Raw genomic sequence first — 23,548 nt, 5'->3', positions numbered from 1 at the left:
TTTACGAGATCTATGCAGAATTCCTTTAACGTTTACCAATTAATATCAATGATATCAAGGATGAATTGAGTATACATCATAGTTCGAACATTCATTCACAAATGGAGGGGTTTGGTTCAATGCGTTTTACGGTGAAAACGAAATTGATGTCGGTATTTGCGATTATTCTGCTCATGGTCGGCGGTTTAAGCTATACCGATATGACGCGGATGGCCGTTCTTAAGGAGAACAGCACGAAGATGGCGACAGAGTGGATGATCGGCGTACAAATCATGGATGAGATCCACTACAACTCGGAGCATTTATTGACGGTATACTATCAGAAAAAGATGGAGCCGGATACGAAAAAGCATGAGCCCTTGGATGCGGCTATTGTCGGGACGATGACAAACATCGACAAATTGTTAGAAAACTATAAGGGAAGTTTGTCCGGCGATGAAGACGTTGTCAAATTCAATGAGCTTAACACGAATTGGAATGGATTCAAAGAGGCTTTTGCAAATAATAAACAGCTATCGGGTGACCCGGCTAAAGGGAAAGAAGCGGCGGAAAGTTTGCAAGCGATGTCGGCGGCGTTCGGCAAAGCGCAAAAAACGATGGCGGAAATGGTCGTCTACAACCAGGAAGGCGGAAAGCTGGCCGACGAAGAGAACAAGCACCTCTATGATGAGAGCGTGAGGATATCTCTGATTGTGCAAGGCGTGCTGGTCGTCTTCATGATTGCTGCCTGCGTGGGGCTAGTGCGCAACATTTCTACCCCGGTTCGGAGAACGTCGCAGGTGTTGAGCCGGATTGCAAGCGGCGATCTGACGAGCGAGCCTATTGTCGTGAAAAATAAAGACGAAATCGGCGAACTGGCCTCTTCCGTGAACCGGATGGTCGAGCATCTGCGCGGATCGGTCCTGCAAATGATGACAGCCGCAAGCAGCGTGGCGGCCTCTTCCCAGCAGCTGTTCGCCAGCTCGGAGCAAAATGCGTCCGCGTCCCAACACGTCGCCACAGCGGTTCAGGAATTCGCAACCGGCGCCGACTCGCAGGCCCAGAGCTCGATGGAATGCGGCAGAGCCATGGAAGAAATGTCTGTCGGCATCCAGCGCATCGCCGAGACGACCTCCGACGTGTCCGAGCTGTCCGTATCCGCGACGCAAATCGCCGAAGAAGGCACGCATTCGATGGAACGCGTCGTGAGCAAAATGACCGCGGTCAGCCACTCCGTGGATGCTGCGAATAAAGTGATTCAAGAGCTGGAGAAGCATTCGCAGAGCATCGGGCAAATCTCCACGCTGATCGGCAGCATCGCTTCCCAGACGAATCTGTTGGCGTTGAACGCAGCGATTGAGGCGGCGCGTGCAGGTGACAGCGGCAAAGGCTTCGCGGTCGTGGCGGGCGAGGTTCGGAAGCTGGCTTCTCAGACCGACGACTCGGTCCGCGGCATTTCCGAGCTTATCTCGAGCATCCAAAGAGATTCCATACGCGCAGCCGCCGTCATGAACAGCGGTCTGCTGGAAGTGCAGGAAGGCTTGCGAGAAGTCGGCCATGCCGAACAGGCTTTCGGCCAAATCGTGTCGGCTTCGCAGGAGGTTGCCAGCAAAATTCAAGAAACGGCGGCTGCCGCTCAACAAATGGCCGCATCCTCCGAACAGGTGGCGGCGACCGTAGCGAACGTCGGCTCCGTGGCGCAGATAACCTCGGGAACGGCGCAATCGGTTGCCGCAGCAACCGAGGAGCAGCTGGCCTCGACGGAAGAGATCACTTCCTCCGCCAGAAATTTGGCGACCATTGCCCAAGATTTGCATCAAGCCGTTACGACATTCCGCATTTCCTAAATGAAATGCCAAATCCAACAAGAAACAGCAACGAAGCCTTCGGTTCGCCCAAACATTTGGGTGAGGCGGAGGCTTTTCCTGTTCACATTATTGAAAGCGCTTGCGTATACTAATATATCTCGTAATTTCCATATCGGATTCACGATGATGCCAAAAACTTGTAGGAGGTGGAAGATGACCATGTATATGAAAAATTTGATTTCGGCGTGCATGGGACTCTGGTTTGTGCTTAGCCCCTGGGTATTTGGATTCTCGGATCAAACGAATGCGCTCTATGCCAGTGTGCTGCTTGGAAGCTTACAGTTCGTAGGATCCCTGCTGGCATTAGGGAAGTCGGGGAAGCGGGTATGGCAGAATTGGCTCTGTTTGGCCATTGGCGCCATCTTCATTCTCGTTCCTAATTTGTTTCATGTCGGTTTAATGGCTTACTTCTCTTTTGTGTTCCTCGGCTTCATGACCATTCTCGTGAATTACGCCAACTTGTACGCCGATGAGCAATAATCGTTTATACTGGAAGGAAACGACCAGGAACTAATAGGAGGATACAAATAGACATGCTCCGTTCATTGGAATTGATCCACAAATATCGAACAGGGGACGCCGGCGCAGCCAGCGGGCACCCATGGCTGACCTACCTGATTTCGGCGGAAGAACGCATCGTCAATCTGGAGCGGATTCAGTCGATTCGGGAGCTGGCTCAGGCGAACCCTGTTCTTGATTATGTTGAGCGCACGCTGCGCATTTTGGACGGGCTGGCGTTGTCTTTCTGGAAGAAGGAAGTGTTGGAGGAAGTGCTGATATGGTCCGAGGTCGCCAAAGGCGGAACGTTGAGAGACCGTCTCAGGTGGCAGGAACAAGGCATTGGTTACCATGTACATAATCTGGGCTCGGCACAGCTGTACAAGCTCCATGACGATCTCAGCAGCGACAAGAGCACCGTGATCCATACGTTGATCGTCACGCACGGGCTCATCGGCCAAACCATACGGGGCGAGGTCCCGGTTCAAGAGCACGAGCCTTTGAGACAGCTTGTGAAGAGCGGTCATCTCTCCGAGGAGGAGCTGCGAGAATTGCTGCTTCCGCTCAATCGCTGCATCATTGCGGCGGTATCCGAGGAGCTGTGGGTTTCCGTCCGCCCTCAAGTCGAGACATGGGTCGCGCTCATCGCATCGGAGGAACGGCTCAAGGAGCCGGAGTTCTCTGAAAGGCTTGCGCGCTTGCGCGGAAACAGCATTCGGAAGGGCGAGAACTTCGAAGCAGCCTTCCGGAAGCTGCAGGAGGAAGCTCCTGCCCTTCTGGACGGACTTGCCGGTTACCTCGACGGGACAACGCTGTGGTACGTGGAAGCGGGCCTGCAGGAGTTCTCACTGGAGCAAATGGTCAAGGTTCTCCTGCTCGTTCAGCTTGCATGCGCGCCTGGGGAGAATGTCCGGCATATCAGCTTCGAGCCGCTAATGAACACGATGTATTATGACTACAAAGGAAGCAAGAAAGTTAATGTTTATAAGAAGCGGATGATTGAGAAATATGTGGACGAGCTGTCGTGGGAGGACATCCTTCAAGGGCGTCTTCAGCGGAATAACGCGCATTTGCGGCATCGCGCGGAATGGATGGCGACCCTACCGGACACGCTGTTCGTGACGTTCGAATTCTCGCCGGCAGCGGAGAAGCTGATCGAATTTTGCGTGGAAGCCGAGAAATCGCCGCTCTACGAGAAGGCGGTTCTGCTGCTGTTCGATCTGTTCGAACTGCGCCGGGATGCCTATGACCGTTTCCATAACGAGGAGGAATATTTGGCCACGATGAACCGGACGGCGGATTACAAGAAGTTGATGCTGGACTATGTCGTCGGGCAAAGGGTCGTCGATATAGGGCCGGGCGGCGGTGTCATGCTCGATCTCATCGAGCAGTATTTGCCTGACAAGCAGGGAATCGGAATCGATATTTCGGCGAATGTGATCGAGGCGCTTCTGCGCAAGAAGCAGTTGGAGGGCCGCAAATGGGACGTCATGAAAGGCGATGCGCTGGACCTTAAGCGATATGTAGAGCCGGGGACAATCGATACCGTCATCTTCTCTTCGATTCTGCACGAGTTGTATTCGTACATCCCCTACGAGGGCCGGAAATTCAACCACGCGACCCTTGCGGCCGCACTTCGCAGCGCATTCGAGGTGCTGTCGCCGGGAGGGCGGATCGTCATCCGGGACGGGATCATGACAGAGCCTGCGGAGCAAATGCGCAGAATCCGGTTTCTGGACCCTGGGGCTATGGCCGTCTTGGAGCGGTATGCCAAAGACTTCGAGGGGCGGGCAATCCGTTATGAGGTCGTCGGACCCGACGAAGTGGCGATGCCAGTGAACGATGCCATGGAATTTCTATATACATACACGTGGGGGGAAGAAGCCTATGTGCATGAGGTCCAGGAACAGTTCGGCTATTTCACGCCGAGCGGATTCATCGCTTTCATTCAGCATACGCTCGGTGCGGAAGCCCGTATTGTAGAATGCCGCCATTTTCTCCAGGAAGGATATACGGAAGCACTGCGGGACAAAGTAAAGCTGATGGATGATCATGGCAACGAAGTGGCGCTGCCGGACAGCACTTGTTTGATTGTGATAGAAAAATAGGCGCTCCAGGCTCAGGTTTTAAGCAAAAAAGCTGTTGCATACGGATTTTATTTATGTCATAATGAAAATATCAAATTGATAATATCAAGAAGCGAATCAAGCAGGTGAGTACCTTGAACACAGAGAACGAAAGCAATTATCGAGCAAGCAAATATCGCACGCCGGACGGTGCGCCTGCGGACATTGTCATATTCACCATTACTTCGGAGGGCAAAGGCTCTGTGAAGAAGTCGCTCCCGCTGCGGGAGCTGCAGGTACTGCTGATTCAGCGCAAGCAATGGCCGTTCGAAGGCCAGTGGGCGCTGCCGGGCGGATTCTCGGCCGAAACGGAAACGATACACGAAAGCGCGCGCCGCGAATTGACCGAGGAGACGGGCGTCTCCGACGTCCACCTCGAATATTTCAACGTGTACAGCACGCCGGGCCGTGATCCTCGGGGATGGATCATCTCGCATGCCTACTTCGCTCTAGTGCATGAACGTTTCCTGGAGAAGCGCCAGGCAGCGGATGACGCCGCGGATGTGCGGCTGTTCCCGGTGGAGGAAGCGCTCGCGATGGATCTCGCGTTCGATCATGAGACCATCCTCCGGGATGCGCTGGAGCGGGTTCGGCAGAAGATGCTGACGACGACGATCGCCAAGGAGTTTCTGTCGGAGGAATTCACGATTTCCGAGCTGTATCAAGTGATTCAGACCGTTGTTCCGTCGTTCAATGAGCGCAATTTCATCCGCAAAATTACGTCCACGCAGAGCCGCAAAGGGATCATCGAGGAAGTGCTGGATAGGAATGGCCATGGGAAAATGTCCAACCAATACTCCCAACGCGCTGCCCAGTTATACCGGTTCACGGATTATGTGCCTCAGCTGTCCATCTACAGCTAGGCCTCTCTTTTAGGGATTGATATTGTCAAAATAATAATATTAATAGTACTTAATAAGGAGTGTTGCTAGATGCGAGCACTGATTGTCATTGATTACACGTTTGATTTCGTTGAAGGGAAACTCCCCTGCGGAGAGCCGGCTATCGACATCGAGAACCGGGTATGTGAGATTACCTCCAAGTTCGTCGCCGAGCATGATTTCGTCGTTATGGCGGTGGATCTGCATGATGAAGACGACCCCTATCATCCGGAGACGAAGCTGTTCCCGCCGCACAATATTCGCGGCACGGCGGGACGCGAGCTGTACGGCAAGCTGAAAGAGGTGCATGAACGGCATGCAGACGAGATTTACTGGATGGACAAAACGCGATACAGCGCGTTCTGCGGGACCGATCTGGAAGTGAAGCTGCGGGCCAGAGGCATCCGGGAGCTGCACTTGATAGGCGTATGCACGGACATTTGTGTGCTGCACACCGCGGTGGATGCTTACAACAGAGGCTTCGGCATCGTCGTGCATGAGGATGCGGTCGCCAGCTTCAACGAGCAAGGCCATGTATGGGCGCTGCAGCATTATACAGGTACGCTGGGGGCCAAAGTTGTTCGCGGCTGGTAGTATGAAACGGCGGTATGAACAGGAATGCTAGAATCATCCAATCCAATTCCAAGGAGATGTTTCTTATGTCACAGGCACAACAACGCGAAATACAAGCGGCACTGCACGTACAGCCGGCCATCAGCCCGGCAGGCGAGATCCGGCGGCGTGTGCAGTTTCTGAAAGACTATCTTCGGTACACCGGAGCCAAAGGCTATGTGCTGGGCATGTCGGGCGGTCAGGACTCGACGTTAACGGGCAAGCTGGCTCAGCTGGCCGTCGACGAGCTGAACGCCGAGAGCGGCAAGGACGCATACCGGTTCATGGCGGTGAGGCTGCCCTACGGCGTGCAGCAGGATGAGGCGGACGCGCAGGCGGCGATTCGGTTCATCGGGCCGAGCTCCGTCGTTACGGTGAACATCAAGCCTGCTGTGGATGCATCCGTTCAGCAATTCGCGGAAGCGACCGGCGAGACGTTAGGCGATTTCCATAAAGGGAACGTGAAGGCGCGTGAGCGCATGAAAGTGCAGTACGACTTGGCGGCGCATTACGGACTGCTCGTGCTGGGGACAGATCATGCCGCCGAGGCGATTACCGGTTTCTACACGAAGCATGGCGACGGCGCTTGCGATGTCGCACCGATCTTCGGCCTGGATAAACGGCAAGGCCGGCAAATCCTGAAGGAGCTGGGCTGCCCGGAGCATCTGTATTTGAAGAAACCGACGGCCGACCTGGAAGATATGAAGCCGGGTCTTCCGGACGAAGAAGCGCTTGGGCTTACGTATGAGCAGCTGGACGATTATTTGGAAGGACGCCCCCTCCCTGCTGACGCCGTACGGAAGATCGAGGAGCGCTATGGGATGACGGAGCACAAACGAAGAGGACCGGTAACATGCTATGACACATGGTGGAAGGGTGACGGGGAATGAAGGGGACTGAAATGAACTATGACAATTTGACGCTTCATACGGATAAATATCAAATTAACATGATGTACGCGCATTGGCTGCAGGGCACTCACCGGAATCGGGCGGTCTTTGAGGTGTATTTCCGCAAGCTGCCGTTCGGCGGCGGGTATGCGGTGTTCGCCGGCTTGGAGCGGCTCGTCCGCTACATTCAGAATTTGCGCTTCGGCGATGACGAGATCGCCTATCTGCGGGAGCAGGAGGAACAGTATCGCGAAGATTTCCTTGAAGCGCTGCGCGACTTCAAGTTCAGAGGCGACCTGCAGGCCGTACCCGAAGGGACGCTCATCTTCCCGAACGAGCCGATCGTGCGCGTCGTGGCGACCATCTTCGAAGCGCAGCTTGTGGAGACGGCGATTCTCAACTTCGTGAACTACCAGACCCTCATCGCGACGAAAGCGTCGCGCATCAAGCAGGTCGCCCCGAACGACGTGCTGCTGGAGTTCGGCACGAGACGCGCCCAAGAGGCGGACGCCGCGATCTGGGGCGCAAGAGCGGCTTACATCGCGGGCTTCCATGCGACTTCGAACTTGCGGGCCGGGATGCTGTTCGGCATCCCGGCCAAGGGCACCCACGCGCATGCCTGGGTGCAGGCGCACGACACGGAAGAGGAAGCCTTCCGTGCTTATGCCGAGGCGCTGCCGGAACAGGTGACGCTGCTCGTGGATACGTACGACACGCTGCGCAGCGGCGTGCCGAACGCGATCAAGATCGCGCAGCTGCTCCGCCAGCAGGGCAAGCGAATGAACGCCATTCGCCTCGACAGCGGCGATTTGGCGTATTTATCGCAGCAGGCCAGGCGGATGCTCGATGAGGCGGGCTTCCCCGATGTGGCGATCGTGGCATCGAACGATCTCGATGAGAACATCATCGAGGGCTTGAAGGCTCAAGACGCCAAGATTACCGTCTGGGGCGTCGGCACCCAGCTCATTACGGCCGCCGACCAGCCTGCGCTCGGCGGCGTTTATAAGCTGGTCGCCCGGGAGAAAGACGGCGAGTTCCTGCCCGTCATCAAGATTTCGGGCAACCCGGAGAAAGTGACCACGCCCGGTTTTAAGGAATTGTACCGGATTGTGAACAAGCAAACCGGCAAAGCCGAAGCGGACTACCTCGCTTTGGAGCACGAAACGGATATTCGCCGCGGCGCGCGGATCAAGCTGTTCGATCCTACCCACACGTACATCTACAAGTATATTGAGGATTATGAGGCCATTCCCCTGCTGCGCTCGATTTTCGCCGGAGGCGAGCTTGTGTACGAGCTGCCGGCGCTGGATGAGATTCGCGCCTACCATACGGAGCAGATCGGAACGTTCTGGCCGCAATACCTCCGGAAGCTCAATCCGGAAGGTTACCGTGTGAATTTGAGCGCCGAGCTGTGGGAGCTGAAAATGAATTTGATTCATGCGCACACGATTATGTAATCCCTGTCTCCGGTGGTATGATAGTTAAGTATGCAGCTATGTATCTCTTACACGATTCATACGAAAATGGAGGTAGATTAGGATGACGACAGGTGCATTCACACAAGGAGTTACTTTGAATAACGGCGTGCACATGCCATGGCTGGGATTGGGCGTTTGGAAAACCAAAGAAGGGCAAGAAGTGATCGGCGCTGTCCGGACGGCCCTGCAGCTAGGCTATCGCAGCATCGATACGGCGGCCATCTACGGGAATGAAGAAGGCGTCGGTCAAGGTCTGCGCGAAAGCGGCGTGCCGCGCGAGGACATTTTCGTGACGACGAAGGTGTGGAACTCGGATCAGGGTTATGAGTCCACCTTGCAGGCGTTCGAAGCAAGCCGCAAGCGTCTGGGGCTGGAAACGATCGATTTGTATTTGGTTCACTGGGCGAAACCGGCGACATATAGAGAAACATGGAAAGCGCTCGTTCACCTGTATAAGGAAGGCCACGTGCGCGCTATTGGGGTCAGCAATTTTCAAATTCATCATCTGCAGCAAATTATAGAAGATACAGGCGTAGTGCCGGCGGTGAACCAAGTCGAGTACCATCCTCTGCTCGCTCAGAAAGAGCTGCTCGCTTTCACCCGCGAGAACCATATTCAGCTGGAAGCCTGGAGCCCGCTTATGCAGGGCAATCTCGATCAGCCGGTGCTGTCGCAGCTGGCAGCCAAGCACGGCAAATCGCCGGCCCAAATCGTGCTGCGTTGGGACATCCAGAACGGTGTCGTCACGATTCCGAAATCGGTGACCGAGCAGAGGATTCGCGACAATGCGAATATTTTCGATTTTGAGTTAAGTTCCGAGGATATGGCGCTTATCGATACGTTGAATCAGAACAAACGCCTTGGCGCGGACCCGGACAACGTACCGTTCTGAGGATGGCTTCGGAGGAATTTCCGCTTGCAGCGGGAATTCCTCTTTTTGCTGTGCCGGCGTCACTTCAGGAGCGCAATCATCTGGTACACCTCGCGGTGATCACCGGGCAGCAGATCGTCCGCGACCTTGAGCTGGGAAGAACCGTCGCCGTCCAGGAACAGCCCGTCCACCAGCTGTCCGTCCCCCACCTGCTCCTGCACGGCAGTGCGGAATTGCTCGCCGGTGCACGGCGTCGGAGCGACAACGAGATAGACGTTGTTGTTCCGATCATACACGATGCCGGAGCGCATCCGCTTCTCGTCGATGACCGGCATCTCTTCCGCCACCGCCTGTGCGGCCCATCCGTCCGGATTGGCCAGTCCCATGCTTACGCCCCCTTGCGCCCAGTAATGCCCGCGGTCCATCACCTTCAGCTCACCGGCATGCCGGGCGACTTGAACGGTGAAGGTTTGCGCCTTCTCATCCCAGACCAAAGTGCCGCGTTTGCGGTCGATGTTGTACCACCCGGACCCGTAATCGCCAGGCTGGCCCTTCACAGGCCGGTCATTCATCACGGCGATGCTGAGCAGATACCCCTGCCAGAAAAATCCGCCATTGATCCCGTTCTCAAGCGTGTCCGTGACGTTGGATGCGATCGCTCGCAGCCCGATGTTCTGCGGCAATGTCCGGATGCTGTGAAGCGTCACGCCGTTGCTCGCCTGGTGAACGCTGTATTCGGATACCGGCAGCGCTGGTGCCGGGTTCTTAGGCGGCGCCCCCAGAATGACCGTCCATATGAAACTAGTAATGGCAACTAGGACATAGATAAGCAGGGAGGCCGCTTTGGATCTGACAGGAGGGAACGTGCGCATCAGGGCAACACTCCTATTCTTCAACTCTCTTATTTCTATTAGTCTATGAAAAAAAATAGGGGATATGCCTGCTACAATGAAAAAAAAGCCCATCCGCCAAAGCGATGGATCGCATGGACGAGAGGGCTTTCTTTTGTATGTAGGCGTGCATTTAGAAAATCGGAATTCTGGCTTTATTTCCATCCTTTGCATATAAAATGGCTTCCGAACTAAATAAATCCACGTGTTCTAACGTATGAACAAGGTTCGTCGTCGTAAATTTGTTATAACGAAGAGCGTTGATCAGAGAGGGAATCAATTTGTGGTCGGTGCCAATAAAGTTGACAGAAATCGGCTTCTTGTTAAATAAAATATTCATTCTCAATTCAACTCATCTCCTAACATGAAAATTATTATCAATTAACTGAGTTCTAAGCGTACCATGGACATGACAGGATGTCCGTCGATTATCGTTGTCGAGAAAGCACTTCTTTTGTCACAATGAAAAGAGAGAATAAAGATTGTTTGCAATGTTAATATATTGTCATATAACCTCACATATGATAAGATGATGTCACTTGAAGTCGAAATGGTTGACGGCCTTTACAGCGGCGTAAAGGCTTGTCGGAGCAAAGAAGCTCTAATTACCTGTCGTGCAAGCCATGCAGGCAAACTCACGTTTGTCATGCTTTGCTGCTCCGGGTGAGGAGGGCTTCTTTTTGTTTTTCTACAAATTGTGGTCATAGGGGTGGCGCTTATGAAGATGTTCCGTTCTTCTGCAAGCAAATGGATGGAAGAGAAATTACTTAACATGGCATCGGGCGACTTCAGCATGGCACTGGCTGCCAAAGGCAAACCTCCGTTACTGATCGTTTCTCTCCGGAAGGCGATCGGCAGCCTTAAAGGGATGATCAGGATCGTGAATCGTGCTTCCGAGCGTCTGCATGCCAAAATGGTTGATATGAGCAAGCAGTCCGCAGTAATGGCCGAGCAGGTAGAAGGCGTGACGAGCACCGTTCGGGAAATTGCCGTCGGCATGCAGGATACGTCGGAGACGATTCAGCATATGGCGGAGGAAATGGCGGGAATTCATCAGGTTCTCGGACATGTGGGCCACAGCAACGGCGTGCTGGTCCGGGATGCGCATCTTTTTGCGGAGAAGCTGGCCGCAGGCAAGCAGGACATGCGTACCTCCAAGGAGCAAATGCTGGGCATTTCCGAAGACAGTGCCAGCATTCATGCGGGAATGCAGCAGCTGCAGAGCGCCATTAACCGGATTACCGGGATCGTCAAGCAAATTAAAGAGATTTCCAATCAAACGCAGCTGCTTGCGTTGAACGCGAATATCGAAGCTTCCCGCGCGGGCGAGCAGGGCAAAGGCTTCGCTGTCGTTGCCGAGGAAATATCCAAGCTTGCCGTTCAAGCGCAGCAAGCTACGGTTTCCATCCATGAGCAGATCGCCTCGGTTACGGAGAATGCCGACGGTTTGAAAGACGGCATCGACCGGCTGCAGCAGGCGGTCGGCACCGGCGTTGTCACGATGGAGGCGTCCGAGCATGAGTTTGCAGAAATGTCCCTGTTCCTTGAACGCATTCTGGGGCAAATGCAGGAGATGGATGGCCGGTTTACCGACATGCTGTCGAACAGTTCTTCGGTTTCGGCATCTTTGAACGAAACGTCGGCGGCCATCGAGCAGGTGGCCGCAGGCTGTGAAGAAGTGCTCGCCTCGACCGAAATCCAGCAGCTGTCCATGCACCGGATGAACGATGATATCCACGAAACGACCCGGGCGAGCTCGTCGCTTCGTTCCGTCATCTCCCAATTCAAGCTGCCTGCCGGGCAGGATGACCATCCGCTGCAGACGGAGATGGACCGTTGGGTGGAGCATGCGCTTGGTTTGCGGGCTATTATGGTTTCCATGATCGATGCCAGAGAGATCACCGAGATCCGGTATTGGAACGGGCAGAAAGCCGCGAAGAACGGGAGCTGGCAGCGTGCCTGGAGGAGCTGGAGAGGAAGGTCGCCAGCGGGCGGGACCGGCACTATTTGGCCATTTTGAAACAAAGGTGGCAGGAGTTCAGCAAAGCGAAGGAGCAGAATGTCAGATGGATGCTGAATGGCGAGTATGAGAAGGCGAGAAGCGGGTTGGTGAATGCGGGGCGGCTGGGCTTCAAGAGCACGATGGATTTGGTGAATGAGTGGATGGAGGAGGCGGTTGCTGAGGGCGGTAATTCGCGGTGATTGAGCCCGGAGTCCAGGCTGCGGCGCGATGACCTATACAGCCCTACGTTTGGCGGGCGGGGGATTCATATACAATTGCTTCAGCTCCCATGTTTGGAAGGAGCACCTGATTGTATATGAAAAATCATATGCAATTCTCGCAATTGAGGGGATTTTTGATGATTATATAATCATATTCAGCCCCGGAGTCGACGATGACGAAGCGTGACTTGTCTTCGACCCGTTCGTTACACTTGAAGGTTGTCCATCCTTCACGACGATATAGGAGAACCAGCCGTTAACGCGCGAAGCAAACAGTTGATTGCGATATTTTCCCGCGTTTTATCGCTGTTCACAATCAGATTAGCTGATATCCATTAATTTGTTCTATGCATCAAAGGTGATATACCTGAATTTACTCCAGTCCCTACGATAAAGCGCGGTGAGCTCTAGTTGAACATACAGTGGACCGAAAAGGCACGGCATCTCTTTTAACAAATTCATAGTGAATATTTTAGTCAACAGGAAACAATTGAATATAAAATTAAGTTAATCAGAAGAGTCGAGGAGAAAGTATCCTTATGGGAAAGTCCGTGCCTTCACGAGAATTTTGAATAGCACCAAACATCCGAGTACTCCAAAGAACCGCCAAAAGCCCATGCTTATAAGCATGGGCTTCATTTCTTCTATAGAAATCTGCGATGATGCTTCTTTCCGTCGAAAGTGAACAAGACCGGCTTCTCTTCCACCACCGTATGCAAATGGGTCGGTTTGCCCCACAGCTTATAAATATAAGGGAGCGTACGCTCCACATATTTGAGGTCCAGCTCGACGCCTTCATAGCTGTGCTTCAAGTAGAGCTCGCCGTTCCGCTGGTAGTCGCCATCCTCCACCACAATGTAAGGGAATCCGCCGTTGACACGCGAGGCGAACAGCTGATCCCGGACATTTTCCCACGTTTTATCCGTAATTTTCCACTCGGGCCCTTTCTTCTCAAAAACATACAAATCCAGCTCTTCCACCAGCGGCTTATTCATATAGTTCCGGATGAACGACGTATCCGATTCGTACTCGCGGACCTCGAATATTTTGCTGCGGCCCTCGCCTTTTTTGCGCCCTTGGGTCCGTATTTCTTCTTCGGTCGGATTGTCCCAGCGCTTCTCGATGTCCTCGAAGATTTTGAGCCCTAAGTAATACGGATTCAGCGTGTGGCGGGAAGGCACGACAACCGAGGAGTTCAGCTTGGAGTATTCGATCGTTTCTTCCTCCGTCAAATCCAGCTCGCGCAGGATGCGCTGATGCCAGTAGGAAGCCCAGCCTTCGTTCATGATTTTGGTCTCCAGCTGCGGCCAGAAATAGAGCATTTCATCCCGCAGCATCGTTAGAATATCCCGCTGCCAATCCTCCATATACGGCGCGTTCTCTTCGATGAAGAGCAGAATATCTTTCTCCGGTCTCGGCGGGAAGCGTTTGACTTCCTCTTTATCCGTTGCGGGCGCGGGTTTGCTGCGGTTATCCAAACTCCATAAATCCTCGTAGCCGTATGTGACTTCTTTGGGCGTTTCAGGCGCTTGCACTTTGTTATATTCCTGGCGCTTGCGGGCCTGCCGGTAGGATAGGGTCAGCACGGGATCGATATGCTCCTGAATGGCGAGAACGGCGTCGATGAATTGCTCGACTTCATCGATGCCATGCTCGAGCTCGTATTGGCGAATGCGTTCGGCCGTCGCGGACATGCTTTCGACCATATTCCGGTTCGTTTTGGAGAAACGGACGTTATTTTTGAAGAAGTCGCAGTGCGCCAGCACGTGCGCGACAATCAGTTTATTTTGAATGAGCGAGTTGCCGTCCAGCAGGAAAGCGTAGCATGGGTCAGAGTTGATGACCAGCTCGTAAATTTTGCTCAAGCCCAGGTCGTACTGGGTTTTCATGCGGTGAAAGTTTTTACCGAAGCTCCAATGGCTATAACGGGTTGGCATCCCGTAAGCCCCGAACGTATAAATAATCTCGGCAGGGCAGATTTCATAGCGCATGGGATAAAAGTCGAGACCGAATCCTCTGGCAATTTCCGTTATCTCGTCAATAGCGTATTCAAGCTGCTCGATTTCGGATTTACTCACGTTGCAGCCACTCCCTCCTGCTTGCTAAAAAAGGTTTTCAACGCTTTGTAGACTTCGCCTTTTTCACGGATGACGTAGTGCAGGAATTTGGGGTCGTGAATATGGCGAAAAGCGGACATCAGCGTAGAGCTGCGGTTGTACTGGTTGACCTCTCCATAGCCGAACATGTTGCACCGCTCCATCAATTGGGAGATCAGCTTGACACAGCGTTCGTTGTCGGACGTTAAATTGTCGCCATCCGAGAAGTGGAACGGATAAATATTAAACTGGGAAGGCGGGTAACGTTTGTCGATAATATCGATCGCCGTTTGGTAGGCGGAGGAGCAGATCGTGCCGCCGCTTTCGCCTTTGGTGAAAAACTCCTCTTCCGTGACTTCTTTGGCTTCCGTATGATGGGCGATGAATACAATCTCCACATTCTCGTATTTCGTGCGCAGGAACCGCGTCATCCAGAAGAAGAAGCTGCGGGCGATATATTTCTCGAAGGAACCCATGGAACCGGATGTATCCATCATGGCGATGATGAGCGCGTTGGAATGCGGCTTCTCCACTTCATCCCACGTTTTGAAACGTAGGTCATCGGGGGAGATATGATGAATGCCCGGCGCGCTTGAGCGGGAATTACGGCGCAAATTCTCAATAATGGTGCGCTTCTTATCGATGTTGGACATGATCCCTTTCTTCCGGATGTCATTGAAAATGACTTCGGTTGTGGTCATGTTCCGTTTTTCTTTTTTCTGCAAATTGGGCAGCTCCAGCTCGGAGAAGAGCATCGCCTGCAGCTCCTCCATGCTTACTTCGGCTTCATAGTAATCTTCACCGGCCTGATCGCCGGCACCCTCGCCTTTGCCGGGACCTTGGGCTGGCTGCGGATCGGTCCCCAGCACATCGCCGACTTGTGAATCGCCGTCTCCCTGACCGACGTGCTTCCCTTTGTTGAAATTATAACGGAAGCGGTATTCATCCAGGCTTTTGATCGGCACTTTCACGACCTGCTTCCCGTTGGACATGACAATACTCTCATCCGTTACCAGATCGGGGAGGTTCTGCTTGATGGCTTCTTTAACCTTCTCTTGGTGTCGGGTTTGATCTTGATACCCTTTGCGGTGCAAGGACCAGTCCTCACGAGATACGGTAAATAGGGGTTCTGTCATGCTGACACCTCCTTAGGCGTGATCAATCTTGACAAGTTGCAGCTTACAGTGACCGTATGGCATGCATAAAGCAATGATTTAGAATGGAAAAAATAGCTTGTTACTAAATATATTCAAGTCCGCGGGGGATATGTGATGGGAAATTTTTCAAGTGGCGGGGATGCGGGGAAATGCAGGCGTTGGGTGTCCGTTAAGTGGGGGTCTAACGGACACCACAGCCGCTAATGTTCTGGGAAGCGGCTGGTTGCGATTCTAACGGACACAGGTGACGTTATTTGGGGATATCGGGGCAAAATCTCGCCCCATAAGGCCAAATAACAGCACGGGTGTCCGTTAGAATGTGTGATCGGCCGAAATGGGCCGATTAAGAGCATCTGTGTCCGATAGCCGGCCGCGGCGGACACAGCACCCAGGATGCCCACGGCCCAAGGCGCGCATCTAACGGACACCACAGCCGCTAATGCCCTGCGAAGCGGCTGGTTCCGATTCTAACGGACACAGGTGACGTTATTTGGAGAAATCGGGGCGAAATCTCGCCCCATAAGGCCAAATAACAGCACGGGTGTCCGTTAGAATCTCCAATCGGCTGATATGGGCCGATTAAGAGCATCTGTGTCCGTTAGCCGGCCGCGGCGGACACAGCAACCAGGATGCGCGCGGCCGAAGGCGCGCATCTAACGGACACCACAGCCGCTAATGCCCTGCGAAGCGGCTGGTTCTGATTCTAACGGACACAGGTGACGTTATTTGGGGAAATCGGGGCGAATTCTCGCCCCATAAGGCCAAATAACAGCACGGGTGTCCGTTAGAATGTATAATCGGCCGATATGGGCCGATTAAGGGCATCTGTGTCCGTTAGCCGGCCGCGGCGGACACAGCACCCAGGATGCCCACGGCCGAAGGCGCGCATCTAACGGACACCACAGCCGCTAATGCCCTGCGAAGCGGCTGGTTCCGATTCTAACGGACACAGGTGACGTTATTTGGAGAAATCGGGGCGAAATCTCGCCCCATAAAGCCAAATAACAGCACGGGTGTCCGTTAGAATGTGTAATCGGCCGATATAGGCCGATTAAGAGCATCTGTGTCCGTTAGCTGGCCGCGGCGGACACAGCACCCAGGATGCCCACGGCCGAAGGCGCGCATCTAACGGACACCACAGCCGCTAATGCCCTGCGAAGCGGCTGGTTCTGATTCTAACGGACACAGGTGACGTTATTTGGGGAAATCGGGGCGAATTCTCGCCCAATTAGGCCAAATAACAGCGCTGGTGTCCGTTAGAATGTATAATCGGCCGATATGGGCCGATTAAGGGCATCTGTGTCCGTTAGCCGGCCGCGGCGGACACAGCACCCAGGATGCCCACGGCCGAAGGCGGGCATCTAACGGACACCACAGCCGCTAATGCCCTGCAAGGTGACGTTATTTGGAGAAATCGGGGCGAAATCTCGCCCAATTAGGCCAAATAACAGATCTGGTGTCCGTTAGAATCTCCAATCGGCTGATATGGGCCGATTATGAGCATCCGTGTCCGTCAGCCGGCCGCCCCAGCCTTTTTTCACTTTAACAATGATAATCATTATCACTTGTGCTATAATGATCATTATTCAATTACGTCACGTTTATGGTGTTCATGTCGGAAGGAGATTTTGTTCATGAGTGTTACTGCAGCATCTGGCGATGCAACGCGCCCTAAGCTGCGCAGCCGCCCGCTCGTTGCGACTTTGATTATTTTCGGAGGGTTGGCCGCGCTGCTGTTAGGATTAGCCGTGTCTGTATCGGTCGGAGCCGCTGATATTAAGCTCGCAACCGTGTGGGAAGCCGTATTTCGATTTAATCCCGAGCTAACGCAGCATCAAATTATTCAGGAGCTTCGGCTGCCGCGAGCGCTTGCCGGAGCGTTAGTCGGCGTTGGATTTGCCGTATCCGGGGCGATCACGCAGGGCATGACGCGCAATCCGCTAGCCGACCCCGGCCTGCTTGGCATTAATGCGGGAGCTGGCTTCGTGCTTGCGCTTTGCTTCGCTTTCTTCCCGGGGCTGCCTTTTCGCTATTTAATTTTATTTTCTTTCGTAGGCGCCGCTATCGGAACGGGTCTCGTGTACGGGATTTCCTCCATAGCCAAAGGCGGGCTATCCCCCGTTCGGCTGGCGCTGGCCGGCGCCGCGGTAAGCGCGCTGCTTGTGGCGCTTAGCGAAGGGATTGCGCTCTATTTCCACATCTCGCAGGATTTGGCGTTCTGGTATGCCGGAGGCGTAGCCGGAACGAAATGGCTGCAAGTCAAGATCGTCTGGCCTTGGATCGTGGCCGGCGTCATCGGTGCGCTCATGCTGTCGCGGTCCATCACGGTGCTCAGCCTTGGCGATGAAATCGCCGCAGGACTCGGACAGCGCACCGGATGGGTCAAACTAGCCGGCATGCTGTTGTCGCTTGTGCTGGCCGGGACATCGGTTTCGGCGGTCGGCGCTGTCGGGTTCGTCGGACTCGTCATCCCGCACGTGGCCAGAGCGCTTGTCGGCGTCGACTACCGCTGGATTATCCCATGCTCGGCAGTGCTCGGCGCGCTGCTCATGGTGACGGCGGATATCGGCGCGCGCCTGATTAATCCGCCATTCGAAACACCGCTCGGCGCTCTGATTGCGCTGATCGGCGTGCCTTTCTTCCTCTATCTGGCACGCCAAGAAAGGAGGGAGCTCTAATGGCCTCTCCCGTCGAAGTTTCGATGCGCAAACGTTCTTCGAAAGCTTATACGATGCTCGCCATTCTAGTGGCGGCAATCGTTGTCGTTTTTATCATCTCGATGAATACCGGCTTCATTCGGCTGTCGCCGCTCGACGTCTTGCGGACGCTCTTCGGCCAAGGGACGGACCAACAAGAGCTGATCTTGTTCGAGTTCCGCTTGCCCCGGATCATCATCTCCGTGCTCGTCGGCGCCGGTCTAGCCTTATCGGGCGCTATACTGCAGGGACTATCGCGCAACGCGCTCGCGGATCCGGGCATACTCGGCATCAATGCCGGAGCGGGGCTAGCCGTCGTACTGTTCATTTCGTTCTTCCCCATCAAGCAGGCGGCTCCGGTTTTCATGATGCCGTTGCTGGCGATGTTGGGCGCTGGGGCAGCGGCGGCGCTGATCTATGTCTTAGCATTCAAAAAAAGCGCAGGCATCTCGCCCACCAGGCTCGTTCTTGTCGGCATCGCCGTAGCGGCGGGCATAAATGCCGCGATGCTCGTGCTGACGATTAAATTGAATCCTCAAAACTATCAGTTCGTTGCGGTGTGGCTTGCAGGCAGCATATCGGGGAACAGCTGGAAATTCGTCGGAGCCCTGCTGCCGTGGCTCATTATCATCATCCCGTACGTGCTCTACAAAGCTCAATCGCTGAACGTGCTGCAATTGGGAGATCAGTTGGCGAACGGGTTAGGAAGCGCCGTGGAACGGGAACGGCTTGGCCTGCTTGTAGCGGCTGTTGCATTGGCCGGATCTTGTGTGGCTGTCGGCGGAGGCATCGGCTTCGTCGGATTGATCGGACCTCATCTGGCCAGACAATTGGTGGGACCGAAGAATCAATTCCTGCTTCCGGCTTCGATGCTGACAGGCGGATTGCTGCTTATCGCGGCGGACACGATTGGCCGCTGGATCCTGCAGCCGAGCGAAATACCGACCGGAATCGTTGTCGCCGTGATCGGCGCACCGTATTTTCTGTTTTTGCTGGCTAAATCCAAAGCATAAAGAACCTAACCATGAGAGGGGAACCCCAAATGACTCGTTTGTATACCGAGCAAGTAGACATTGCGTATGATGACCGCTTAATCGTCAGCAACCTGAATTTAACGATTCCCGATGCCAAAATAACGGCGCTCGTCGGCGCCAACGGCTCCGGCAAATCCACGATTCTGAAGTCGCTAGCCCGCATCATGAAAATAAAAGGCGGCCAGGTGTATCTCGACGGCAAATCGATTCATCAGCGCACAACGAAGGAAGTTGCCCGAGAGCTGGCCATTTTGCCGCAAAACCCTACCGCGCCCGAAGGACTTACGGTCAGCGAGCTGGTATCGTACGGCAGGTTCCCGCACCAGAAAGGCTTCGGCTCGATGACCAAGGAAGATAAAGAAATGGTTGCCTGGGCCATTGAAGTGACGGGCATGATGCCGTTCGCGGACCGTCCGGTGGACCAACTATCCGGAGGCCAGCGCCAGCGGGCGTGGATTGCGATGGCGCTCGCGCAGCAGACGGATATTTTGTTCCTGGATGAGCCGACAACGTTCCTCGATATGGCCCACCAGCTGGAAGTGCTGAAGCTGCTGCAGAAGCTGAACCGGGAAGAAGGAAGAACGATCGTGATGGTCGTACACGATTTGAATCACGCGACGCAATATGCGCATCACATGGTTGCGATCGTGCAGGGCAAGGTCGTCAGCGAAGGGACGCCGGAGCAAGTTGTGACCGCACCGGTGCTGCGCGAAGTGTTCGGCATTCATGCGGACATAGTGCAGGATCCTCGCACGGGCGTGCCGCTGTGCATCCCTTACGATCTGGTAGGGGCGGAGACGGCGAAGAGTCAGGCGCAAGAGCCGGAATTGGTTGCGGCTGGAGAAGCCCGCTAAATCGAGAAGGGAGGCAGGAGCATGAGTTCATCCATACAGCAGGCTATCGCGGAGCAGTTCGGAGTGACGACGGAGTTTCATCCAGATCCGCTTTATGCGATCGCAGGGAGCCGTCTAATGACGGAGTGCGGAATGCAGGAGTTGATCGACGCCTACTCGCCGCTTATGAAGGCGCTGGAGCCGGCGGCGGCCGGTGCGTATTTTATCGGCCGACTGAGCGTTTTGAACATGGCTATGCATTATATGTTGACCCAGGATGAGCTGATTGATTTGGCTCCCGAGCTTTGGACGCTGCAGATTTACATGCATGACAAAGGGTATGTCGAGTTCCGGTACGCGCTTCACGAGATCCGGCCGCTGGAAGGCCCTGCGGATGGAGAGCGCAGCGCTTGGCGCGAGGAGCGTTTAAGCCATTGGTACGGCACGCATCTGCGCCCGATCGTCGAAACGACCGCCCAAGCGGTTGACATGGATCTGCTGCATCTATGGAAACTGTTTCCGATTCGGCTGCGCTATATGTTCGACCAGTTGAAAGAGAAGGCGGCTTCCGAGCAAGAGCGGCTGCGCTTGGAGGAGGAGTGGGCGTTCGTTTCGCAACAGTTGGACGGCCAAGTATTCGGACGCGCGAGAAATCCGCTGGATGTGAAGTTCGTCACCATTGATTATCCCGGAGCTCCCGGCGAGCCGGATAAGCAAATGCGGATGAAAACGGCCTGCTGCATGTTTTACCGTACGGATGGCGGCTACAAATGCTACACATGCCCACGGATGAAGCCTGCTGAACGGGAAGAGCGCAAGGTGCAGATTCGAGAGAAGCTGGCACAGGAGGCTGCGGTCCAAGCAGCCGCCCGATAATGACCAAAAAATCTGCCTGGAGGCTCAGCTCCGGCAGATTTTTTTGGCATTTCCCTTTATTTTTTTAACGCCTGCTCAACGAACTTGCTCTCAAGCACCTTCGATGTATCCAGCTTCTTGTTAATAGCGCCTACCGATTGAAGGAAATCGGCCTGTTCTTGATGCGCTTTGGCGAATTCCGGGGTAATCGGCGATAGAATCGGAAATGTATTTTTTAGAACGTCAACAATAATGGCTTTGTCCAGCTTCTGTGTCTTGGAGAGCTCGTTCGCAATTTCATCCTGATGCTCGACGTAGTATTTGCGGGCTTCCTCATAAGTTTTGAGGAACAGCACGGTGAGATCGGGATGCTCCTGCGTGAATTTGGTCCGCGCAATCAAGAAGGAAGGCGCATTGATGTTCAGGTCCTCGCCGCTCACCAGAACGGAAGAACCGGTCTGGTACACGGCCGTTGTCGCGTAAGGCTCCCAAATGGACCAAGCGTCGATGGCGCCGCTGTCGAGCGCAGGTCTCGCTTCATCGGGCTGCAGCTGAATGACCTTCACGTCGTCGCCTTTAAGTCCGGCTTTATCGATGGCCATGTACAGGAAGTTATAGGCGCTGCTTCCTTTGGCTACGGCGACCTTTTTGCCTTTGAGATCTTTCAGCTCCTTGATCGGACTGTTTTTGGGCACGACAATCATATTGCCTTTCTTCCCGTCGCTCGTAACGGCAATGCCCTTGAAATCAACGCCTCCGACTTGCCCGGAGATCAACGGAGTCCCGCCGGTGGCGCCGAAATCGAGCCGGCCTGCTGCGATCGCTTCGAAATGCGGAGGGCCGCTGGCGAATTCGTTCCATTTGACCTCGGCGCCTACAGCGGAGAAGGCTTTCTCGAAGTATCCTTTATCCCGGGCAAAGACGAGAACGCCTGTTTTGCCTTGGATCCCGATGTTGACCACGACTTTCTCCTTGGAGGAGGAGGCGGGAGTGGAAGAAACCGCGCTGCTTCCGGCAGCGGGGGAACCGTTGGGAGCGGCTGTGCCGGCACCGGTCGGCGCTGTCGTCGTTTTCGCCCCGCAAGCGGCGGTCAGCAGCATGAACGTTAGCAATGTAAATAATGATGCGCTTTTATAATAAAATGATTTCTTGACCATATCGATTTGACCCCTCTCAAGTATGAATAAAGATTAGTGAACCGAAGATGCCGATGCGGCGCGCGCGGCATAACGATTGACAGGCTTGGCTAAGCCGAGGTGCTCACGCAGCGTCGTACCCTCGTAATCCGTCCGGAACAACCCGCGGCGCTGCAGCTCAGGTATGACAAGCTCGACGAATTCATCCAGCCCGCCGGGCAAGTAGGGAGGCATGATGTTAAAGCCGTCGCAGGCTTTGCTCACGAACCATTCTTCCAGCTGGTCGGCGATTTGGACCGGCGTGCCTGCGATCGTCCGGTGCCCGCGGGCGCCGGTCACCCGGTTGATCAGCTGGCGGATCGATAACTGCTCTCTGCGCGCCATGTCGAGGAGCAGCTGATAACGGCTCTTGCCGCCATTGATCTCGGTGGAATCCGGCAAATCGGGCAAAGGACCGTCCAGCGGATAGCCGGTGAGATCGACCCGAAGGATGTTCTGCACCATGCCAAGGCCGACTTCGGGCAGAACGAGATGTTGGAATTCGGCTTCCTTCTCGCGGGCTTCCTCCTCGGTCGCGCCGATGAAGGGAAGAATCCCGGGCAATATTTTCAACTGGTCCTCCGAACGGCCGTATTTGGGCAGCTGGCTCTTCAAGGAGGCGTAGAAGCTCTGCGCTTCCTCCAGCGTTTGCCAAGCGGTAAACACGACCTCTGCCGTCTGCGCGGCGAACGCTTGGCCTGTTGTCGAAGAGCCGGCCTGCACGATGACAGGACGTCCCTGTACGGAACGATGAATGCTCAGCGGGCCGCGCACGGAGAAATGCTCGCCCTGATGATTAAGCGCATGGACTTTCGCAGGATCGGCGAATATGCCGGAGGCTTTATCCACGACGAGCGCGTCCTCCTCCCAGCTGTCCCATAGCCCGGTGACGACATCGACGAATTCCTTGGCTCGCTCGTACCGGAGAGAATGATCCAGATGATGGTCGCGTCCGAAGTTTTTGGCCGTATTTTCCATGCTTGTGGTCACGGCGTTCCAAGCGGCACGCCCCCTGCTCAAATGATCGAGCGAGGCGAACTTCCGAGCGACGTGATAAGGCTCGCTGTAAGTGGTGGACACCGTCCCGACAAGACCGATTCTGGTTGTCACGGAGGCGAGTGCGGACAGCAGGGTGAGCGGCTCCGCCCGGACCGGCAACGTATACTGAACCGCTCTGGCCAGCGGCTCGGGAAGCACCGGGATGTCCTCGATGAAGACGAGATCGAACTTGCCTCGTTCCGCCGTCTGCGCGAAGCGTTTGTAGAAATCGAGCTTAAGCAGTCCGTTCGTATCGGTGTGCGGGTAACGCCATGCGGCGATATGATGGCCAACGCCGAAGATGAATGCCCCAAGATGAAGCTGTCTTTGTCCCATTGTCTGATTCCT

The 23,548-nt window shown here is 54.6% G+C and carries 20 protein-coding genes and 1 pseudogene; 15 read left to right on the top strand and 6 right to left on the bottom strand.

What is annotated here, in order from left to right:
• Window positions 1-101 precede the first annotated feature (101 nt).
• The 9 genes and pseudogenes from J2X61_RS36255 to J2X61_RS00210 all read left to right on the top strand — a co-directional run.
• Window positions 102-881, top strand: a pseudogene (locus J2X61_RS36255) (MCP four helix bundle domain-containing protein); the annotation flags it as partial.
• Window positions 876-1,826 carry a methyl-accepting chemotaxis protein gene (locus J2X61_RS36250; RefSeq protein WP_396135391.1) on the top strand — a complete coding sequence of 317 codons (951 nt, stop codon included), beginning with the start codon at window positions 876-878 and terminating at the stop codon, window positions 1,824-1,826. The pseudogene J2X61_RS36255 and the gene J2X61_RS36250, both read left to right, overlap by 6 nt.
• 174 nt (window positions 1,827-2,000) lie before the next feature.
• Window positions 2,001-2,327, top strand: coding sequence for an SPW repeat protein (locus J2X61_RS00240; protein ID WP_274466423.1), 327 nt, complete (start codon window positions 2,001-2,003; stop codon window positions 2,325-2,327).
• Between the two features lie 53 nt (window positions 2,328-2,380).
• Complete coding sequence (locus J2X61_RS00235) at window positions 2,381-4,453, top strand: class I SAM-dependent methyltransferase (protein ID WP_310184979.1); 2,073 nt, start codon at window positions 2,381-2,383, stop codon at window positions 4,451-4,453.
• Window positions 4,454-4,566: 113 nt separating this feature from the next.
• Window positions 4,567-5,334, top strand: a complete 768-nt coding sequence (locus J2X61_RS00230) for an NUDIX hydrolase (RefSeq protein ID WP_274466421.1) — start codon at window positions 4,567-4,569, stop codon at window positions 5,332-5,334.
• Between the two features lie 69 nt (window positions 5,335-5,403).
• Window positions 5,404-5,946 (top strand): cysteine hydrolase family protein, encoded by a 543-nt coding sequence (locus tag J2X61_RS00225; protein ID WP_310184976.1) that lies wholly within the window; start codon window positions 5,404-5,406, stop codon window positions 5,944-5,946.
• 65 nt (window positions 5,947-6,011) lie between these two features.
• Window positions 6,012-6,854: an ammonia-dependent NAD(+) synthetase gene (nadE, locus tag J2X61_RS00220; RefSeq protein ID WP_310184975.1), complete on the top strand. Its 843-nt coding sequence runs from the start codon at window positions 6,012-6,014 to the stop codon at window positions 6,852-6,854.
• Between the two features lie 11 nt (window positions 6,855-6,865).
• On the top strand, window positions 6,866-8,311 hold the full coding sequence (locus J2X61_RS00215; protein WP_310185638.1) for a nicotinate phosphoribosyltransferase: 1,446 nt from the start codon (window positions 6,866-6,868) through the stop codon (window positions 8,309-8,311).
• A gap of 82 nt (window positions 8,312-8,393) precedes the next feature.
• Entirely contained in the window at window positions 8,394-9,224 is an 831-nt protein-coding gene (locus J2X61_RS00210; RefSeq protein ID WP_274466418.1) for an aldo/keto reductase, read from the top strand.
• Between the two features lie 59 nt (window positions 9,225-9,283).
• On the opposite strand, the gene J2X61_RS00205 is transcribed toward J2X61_RS00210, so the two are convergent.
• Window positions 9,284-10,075 carry a hypothetical protein gene (locus J2X61_RS00205; RefSeq protein WP_274466417.1) on the bottom strand — a complete coding sequence of 264 codons (792 nt, stop codon included), beginning with the start codon at window positions 10,073-10,075 and terminating at the stop codon, window positions 9,284-9,286.
• A gap of 151 nt (window positions 10,076-10,226) precedes the next feature.
• Window positions 10,227-10,439, bottom strand: coding sequence for a hypothetical protein (locus J2X61_RS00200; RefSeq protein WP_274466416.1), 213 nt, complete (start codon window positions 10,437-10,439; stop codon window positions 10,227-10,229).
• Window positions 10,440-10,811: 372 nt separating this feature from the next.
• Here J2X61_RS00200 and J2X61_RS00195 point away from each other — a divergent pair, with 372 nt between their 5' ends.
• Complete coding sequence (locus tag J2X61_RS00195) at window positions 10,812-12,113, top strand: methyl-accepting chemotaxis protein (protein ID WP_310184973.1); 1,302 nt, start codon at window positions 10,812-10,814, stop codon at window positions 12,111-12,113.
• Window positions 12,101-12,295, top strand: coding sequence for a hypothetical protein (locus J2X61_RS00190; RefSeq protein WP_310184972.1), 195 nt, complete (start codon window positions 12,101-12,103; stop codon window positions 12,293-12,295). The genes J2X61_RS00195 and J2X61_RS00190 overlap by 13 nt, the downstream gene beginning before the upstream one ends.
• A gap of 665 nt (window positions 12,296-12,960) precedes the next feature.
• Here J2X61_RS00190 and J2X61_RS00185 read toward each other — a convergent pair.
• Both J2X61_RS00185 and yhbH read right to left on the bottom strand, forming a co-directional pair.
• On the bottom strand, window positions 12,961-14,394 hold the full coding sequence (locus J2X61_RS00185; RefSeq protein WP_310184971.1) for a SpoVR family protein: 1,434 nt from the start codon (window positions 14,392-14,394) through the stop codon (window positions 12,961-12,963).
• A complete protein-coding gene (gene yhbH, locus J2X61_RS00180; protein WP_274466413.1) occupies window positions 14,391-15,548 on the bottom strand; it encodes a sporulation protein YhbH in 1,158 nt (385 codons plus the stop codon). Before yhbH ends, J2X61_RS00185 begins: the two co-directional genes overlap by 4 nt.
• A gap of 1,655 nt (window positions 15,549-17,203) precedes the next feature.
• Here yhbH and J2X61_RS00175 point away from each other — a divergent pair.
• Genes J2X61_RS00175 through J2X61_RS00160 form a run of 4 tightly spaced genes read left to right on the top strand, consistent with a single transcriptional unit; the run spans window position 17,204 to window position 21,008 of the window.
• On the top strand, window positions 17,204-18,247 hold the full coding sequence (locus J2X61_RS00175) for a FecCD family ABC transporter permease (RefSeq protein WP_310184970.1): 1,044 nt from the start codon (window positions 17,204-17,206) through the stop codon (window positions 18,245-18,247).
• 23 nt (window positions 18,248-18,270) lie between these two features.
• Window positions 18,271-19,278 (top strand): FecCD family ABC transporter permease, encoded by a 1,008-nt coding sequence (locus tag J2X61_RS00170; RefSeq protein ID WP_396135390.1) that lies wholly within the window; start codon window positions 18,271-18,273, stop codon window positions 19,276-19,278.
• Between the two features lie 29 nt (window positions 19,279-19,307).
• Window positions 19,308-20,153 (top strand): ABC transporter ATP-binding protein, encoded by an 846-nt coding sequence (locus J2X61_RS00165; RefSeq protein WP_274466408.1) that lies wholly within the window; start codon window positions 19,308-19,310, stop codon window positions 20,151-20,153.
• Between the two features lie 21 nt (window positions 20,154-20,174).
• Window positions 20,175-21,008 (top strand): (2Fe-2S)-binding protein, encoded by an 834-nt coding sequence (locus J2X61_RS00160; protein ID WP_274466407.1) that lies wholly within the window; start codon window positions 20,175-20,177, stop codon window positions 21,006-21,008.
• Between the two features lie 56 nt (window positions 21,009-21,064).
• Here J2X61_RS00160 and J2X61_RS00155 read toward each other — a convergent pair whose 3' ends face one another.
• A complete protein-coding gene (locus J2X61_RS00155) occupies window positions 21,065-22,144 on the bottom strand; it encodes an aliphatic sulfonate ABC transporter substrate-binding protein (RefSeq protein WP_274466406.1) in 1,080 nt (359 codons plus the stop codon).
• Between the two features lie 33 nt (window positions 22,145-22,177).
• On the bottom strand, window positions 22,178-23,536 hold the full coding sequence (locus J2X61_RS00150) for an LLM class flavin-dependent oxidoreductase (protein WP_274466405.1): 1,359 nt from the start codon (window positions 23,534-23,536) through the stop codon (window positions 22,178-22,180).
• Window positions 23,537-23,548 lie beyond the last annotated feature (12 nt).

This window comes from Bacillus sp. 3255 (genome assembly GCF_031456485.1).
Lineage (GTDB): Bacteria > Bacillota > Bacilli > Paenibacillales > NBRC-103111 > Paenibacillus_E.
The sequence above is the reverse complement of the archived record's forward strand: the minus strand, read 5'-3'. Positions and strand labels throughout refer to the sequence as shown.